The sequence below is a fragment of the Frankia sp. CcWB2 genome (genome assembly GCF_977927585.1).
On sequence record NZ_CDWRCM010000115.1, the window covers coordinates 9,223 to 14,450 of the forward strand.

Below are 5,228 nucleotides of genomic sequence, written 5' to 3' on the forward strand. Positions count from 1 at the left end.
CGCGGCGTGGGCGTCCCGCTCGGCCTCGTAGGTGGAGTGCGAGTCGTTGGTGACGACGAACCGCATGCCGAGCGTGCGGACGATGCCCACCAGGCCGTCGCGGACCCGGCGCTCGATGTCGAGGCCGTGGTCCATTGGCGGGAGACCTCTTTGAACATGTCCTTCAGCCGAGCCGCCCCGTCCAGCATCGAGTACTCGGTGTGAACGTGAAGGTGGACGAAAGAGTTGGACACGTCAGATCTTCCCGCGCGCTGGGCACGCCGGTCGAAGCTGCGGACCAGTCACCGACCGTGGAAACGGGCGCCCTCCGGTGCGGGCGCGCCGGGAACTGATCATCACGGGGGACCGGCCGGATGGACAAGGCGTTCATCCGGCAGCCTAGCGGCCCGCGCGCGGTCCGGACACCTCCGCCGTCGTGTCCGCCGGGTACTACGAAGCGATACCGCCGCGGTGCGTACCGCCGCCGCCCGGCGCCGCCGCGGTCGTCCCCCGCGCCTCGGCGACGGCGGCCCCGATCACCGCGATCGCCTGCTCCACCTCGCTGTCCGAGGTCGACCAGTTGCTTACCGAGATGCGCATCGCTGTGCGGCCCCGCCACACCGTGCCGCTCATGAACGTCTCGCCGCTTGCCGTCACCGCGGCCGTGACCGCCGCCGTCAGCCGGTCGCCCGCCGCCCGCCCGGCCGCCGTCCGGTCGCCCTCCGGGTCTGCCATCACCCGGACCAGCACCTGGTTGAGCTCCACGACGCGGCCCGATCCACCCGGGCCGGTTGACCCGGCTGACCCGGCTGGGCCGCCCGGGCCGGCCACCGCGTTCAGGATTGTCACCCCGGGAAGAGCGGCGAGCCGCACGGCGAAGCGGTTGGCATACTCGCAGCACCGGTCCACCAGGTCGCGCAGCCCCGCCCGGCCGAGCGAGCGCAGCGCCGCGTACACGGCGAAGGCCCGCGCCCGGCGGCTGAACTCCGGTGTCCAGTCGACCGGGTCGAGCCGGCCGGCGGAGTCGAGGACGAAGTAGTCCGCCGAGGCCGACATCGACCGCCGGTGCGCCTCGCGGTCCGCGACGAGGGCGATCCCGCAGTCGTACGGGACGTTGAGCCACTTGTGGCCGTCGGTCGCCCACGAGTCGGCCCGCTCGACCCCGGCGACGAGGGCGCGCTGGGACGCCGCCGCCGACACCGCAGCCCACAGCCCGAACGCACCGTCCACGTGCACCCAGGCGCCGTGTTCGCGGGCCAGCGCGCACACCTCCTCGAAGGGGTCGAACCCACCGGTGTTGACCTCCCCCGCCTGGGCGATCACGATCGTCGGCCCGCTCCCGCCGCTCCCGCGGGCAAGAGCCGCCCGCAGCGCCTCGGGGCGCATCCGCCCGAGCGCGTCGGCCTCGACGGCGATCGTCGCGCGGGTGCCGAATCCGAGCAGGCGCAACGCGGCGTCGACAGTGGCGTGCCGGGCGGCGCCGACCAGGACCCGCACGGGCGGTGCCCCGGCGAGACCATCCGTCTCGACATCCCAGCCGGCCCGCGCCAGCACCCGGTGCCGCGCGGCCGCCAGGGCGGTCACGTGCGCCATCTGGGTGCCGGTGGTGAACCCGACGGATACCCCCGGCGGCAGGCCGAGCAGCTGCGCGATCCAGCGGCCGGTCAGCGCCTCGACGGCGCTGGCGGCCGGGGAGAGGGAGGCCAGGGCAGCGTTCTGGTCCCACACGACGGTGAGCAGGTCGGCGGCGAGCGCCGCCGGCAGGGTCCCGCCGATGACGTAGCCGAAGAAGCGGCCCGAGCCGGTCGAAGTGAGGCCGCCGGCCACCGCGTCGACCAGCGCGTCGATGACCGCCACCGGGTCGCTCGGGCCCGCCGGCAGCGTGTCGCCGAGCCGGTGGCGGACTTGCTCGGCGGTCAGGCTGGGGCCGACCCGACGATCGGCCAGACCCGCCAGGTAGGCGTCGGCATGCCCGGCGGCGGCGCACAGTGCCGCGCGGAGCGCGTCGACGGGCGGCGTGCCTCGCATCGGTGGATCTCCTCGTCCGGGATGGATGATCGTTCGCCAGCGGGTCCGAAGCGGGCCCGATGCCCGGCGGCGTCAGTCGGCCGCCACCGCCACCGCCGGCGGCCGGGCGTGCGCCGCCGCCGTTCGGCTTTCCCGGCTTTCCCGGCTCTCCCGGCTCTCCCGGCCATCCCGGCCCAGCCAGTCCAGCACCAGCTCGGCGGTGAGCTCCGTCGCCTCGAGCATCGGCAGGTGGCCGAACTCGTCGAGGATCTCCACCCGCCAGTCCGGGCGTTCCGCGGCGACGTGGTGTGCCACGCCCACCGGGATCAGCCGGTCGGCGGAGCCATGGACGAGCATCGTCGGTTGCCGGACGGTGCGGACCATGCGCGCGAGTGAGGCCGGGCGCACCAGCGACCAGACGACCGAGCGCGCCGCCCCCACGTACGCCTGGTCCGCGCCGGGGATCCCGCCGCGCTCGCTCTGCGCGCGCACCATAGCCGCGATCGCCGTCGGCGGGATGCGGCCGGGGTCGGCGCAGAGCCGCCGCAGGTTCTCGTCAACGAGCTGGCGGGGGGTGTAGCGGCCGCGGCGGTACGCGAGGACCGCCGCGCCGAGGCGGGGGACCAGCAGACCGGCGAAGATGCGGGTGATCTCAGGATCCAGGCGCACGCCTCGCGGCCGGGGCAGTGCCGGGCCGAGTAGCACCAGACCCGCGACGGACTCCGGCCGCCGACTGGCCTGCATCACACTGATCATGCCTCCCATCGAGCTGCCGACGAGGACGGGCGCCTCCCGGACGATCTCGCTGAGGAAACGGTCGAGCAGTGCCCGGTTGGCCGCGACGTCGGTGTGGCGCCCGGCGGGCGGCGTCCGGCCGTGCCCGGCCAGGTCGACCGCGAGCACCCGGCAGACCGGGGTGAGCAGCGGGGCGAAGGCGAGCCAGTTGAGGTGGGAGCCGCCGAGACCGTGCACGCACAGCAGCAGCGGGCCGTCGGGTGGCCCCCCGAAGTCGACGTAGTGCACCGGCCCGTCCAACTGGGCCCAGAACGACCGGTGGTTCTCCCGGCCGGACGGGTCCGCCGAAACCAGGGGCGTGGTGACCGAGGACGTGGTGACCGCGGGTGCGGTCACATCGCGGCTGCTCATGCTGTGACGGTAGGACGACGCTCCTCGTGGCCGACATACCCGTCGGCGGTGAAACAGCAGGGCCGGCCGCCCGACGGCGGCCGGCCTCCAGGAGTCACAGTGACCGGGAGGCGCCGAGCCGGAGCCGGTTCGGGTTTGCGACGGGCCCGAACGAGAATGTTTCCGTGGCCGGCTCGAAGACCTCCGCGCCGTCGAGGACGCCGGAGCCGGTCTCCCGCTGACCTGGTACGGAAAGCCCCGGGGCCAGGTGGGTCGTCTCGTCCTTTTCCATGCGCAACGCTCCTTCCATCGTTACCGACAGCTGTCCCTAAAACGGTATCGAGTGGACGTGGCGCGCAAAGTCTCTAAGTGATCCTGGTCACACCGCAAATCCGAACGATGGCAATGCGTTGCGCCCTTCATTGGCCGTCGGATGGCTACGGCATGCGCGGACCGTGCGTGAAGCGCGCACAGAGCGTGGGCGAGTCGTTGGTCAGGAGTGTTCAACCGGCCGACCGGCCCGGTCGAAACCGGGCCGGTCAGCTGGAGCCCGCGGCCGGGGCGGGACGTCCGGTCAGGCCCGCAGGGGCGCACCGGAGCCGGCGGCCAGGCTGTCGGTCAGGCTGTCGGTGCCGGAGCGGTGGGGGCCGTTCCGGGAGCGGCGCCCCGGCGCGGCGGGCGGCCGTGCCCGGTCGCCGGCCGCCCGAACCGGTGACCCTCTCGCCGGGTGGGCCGGTGCTCGTTGCCGCGAGGCGTACCGCCGCCGCGCGGTCCCCTGCCGCCGCCCGTGCGGGCTAGCGGGATCTCGTCCTTGCTGATCCGGGGCGCGGGCGGCCCGGCGAGCTCGAGCACGATCGGATCGTCGGCGGTCGTCGGGATCGGCCTCGCCTCGATCCCGACGGTGCGCAGCAGCCCGCGCACCTTGCCACGTTCGGCGGGCAGGGTGACGAGCACGTCCGCACCGTCGGCGCCGGCTCGGGCGGTCCGTCCGCCTCGGTGCTGGTAGGTCTTGGCGTCCTCCGGCGGGCCGAGGTGCACGACGAGCCGGATGCCGTCAACGTGGATGCCGCGGGCGGCGACGTCGGTGGCGACCAGCACCCGGTAGAAGCCGTCGGTGAAACCGGCCAGCGCCCGGGTCCGCGCCCCCTGTGGCATTCCGCCGTGCAGCGGCTCGGCCGGCACCCCGGCCCGGCTCAGTGACTCGGCCACCCAGTCGGCGTCACGCTGGGTGCGCACGAACACCAGGGTGCGCCCCGAGCCGCCGGCGAGCGCGGTCACCAGGGCGACCTGCGCGGCCCGGTCGACGGCCTCGAGCGCGTGCCGGGCGAGTGTGGTGACCTGGGAGACCTCGGAGTCCACCGCGACCAGGACCGGGTCGGGCAGGTAGTCGCGCACGAGCACCTCGACCTCCCGGTCGAGCGTCGCGCTGAACAGCAGCCGCTGCCCGCCCGCCGGGGTGGCGTCGAGCAGTGCCTTCACTGCGGGCAGGAAGCCGAGGTCACACATGAAGTCGGCCTCGTCCAGGACCGTGATCTCGATCTCGTCCAGCACGCACGCGCCGCGCTCCACCAGATCGGTGAGCCGGCCCGGGGTGGCGACAACCAGGTGCACACCGCGGCGTAGCGCGGAGATCTGCCGGCTGATGGACGTCCCGCCGTACACCGGCGCGAGCCGGAGGTTGAGCGCCCTGGTCAGGGGCTCGAGCGCATCGTTGACCTGCTGGGCCAGCTCGCGGGTCGGCACGAGGACGAGCGCACGGGGCCGGCGGGGCTGGGCCGGCCCCTGCCCGGCCATGCGGGCGAGCAGCGGCAGCCCGAAGGCGAGCGTCTTGCCCGAGCCGGTCCGGGCCCGGCCGAGGACGTTCTCCCCGGCGAGGACGTCGGGCAGGGTCGATGCCTGGACTGGGAACGGGGCGGCGATGTCCCGGTCGGCCAGCGCCTTGATGAGCCGGCGGGGCAGGCCCGCGGCCTCGAAGGACTCGGCCGGCGGCCGGGGCTCACGCGTGGTGATGGTCGGTCCGGCCGGGCGCGCCGGGCCACCTGAACGGGAGCCGCTGTACCGCGGGCCGCGCCCGCCGGCACCGCGGCCGCCACCCCGGGCCCCGCCACCGCCCGGAA

At 74.6% G+C, this 5,228-nt stretch carries 4 protein-coding genes and 1 pseudogene; all 5 read right to left on the reverse strand.

The features are described from left to right. Positions 1-134: 134 nt before the first annotated feature. Positions 135-233: pseudogene (locus tag ACY45C_RS13320) on the reverse strand (PHP domain-containing protein); the annotation flags it as partial. Positions 234-429: 196 nt separating this feature from the next. Next, on the reverse strand, positions 430-2,007 hold the full coding sequence (locus ACY45C_RS13325; RefSeq protein WP_462187934.1) for a pyridoxal phosphate-dependent decarboxylase family protein: 1,578 nt from the start codon (positions 2,005-2,007) through the stop codon (positions 430-432). A gap of 72 nt (positions 2,008-2,079) precedes the next feature. Continuing rightward, positions 2,080-3,117: an alpha/beta fold hydrolase gene (locus ACY45C_RS13330; protein WP_462187935.1), complete on the reverse strand. Its 1,038-nt coding sequence runs from the start codon at positions 3,115-3,117 to the stop codon at positions 2,080-2,082. A 109-nt stretch (positions 3,118-3,226) separates the two neighbouring features. Continuing rightward, the gene (locus ACY45C_RS13335; protein ID WP_462187936.1) at positions 3,227-3,403 is read right to left on the reverse strand and encodes a hypothetical protein; all 177 of its coding nucleotides are present in this window, start codon (positions 3,401-3,403) and stop codon (positions 3,227-3,229) included. A gap of 326 nt (positions 3,404-3,729) precedes the next feature. Next, positions 3,730-4,998 (reverse strand): DEAD/DEAH box helicase, encoded by a 1,269-nt coding sequence (locus ACY45C_RS13340; RefSeq protein WP_462187938.1) that lies wholly within the window; start codon positions 4,996-4,998, stop codon positions 3,730-3,732. Between the last annotated feature and the right edge of the window lie 230 nt (positions 4,999-5,228).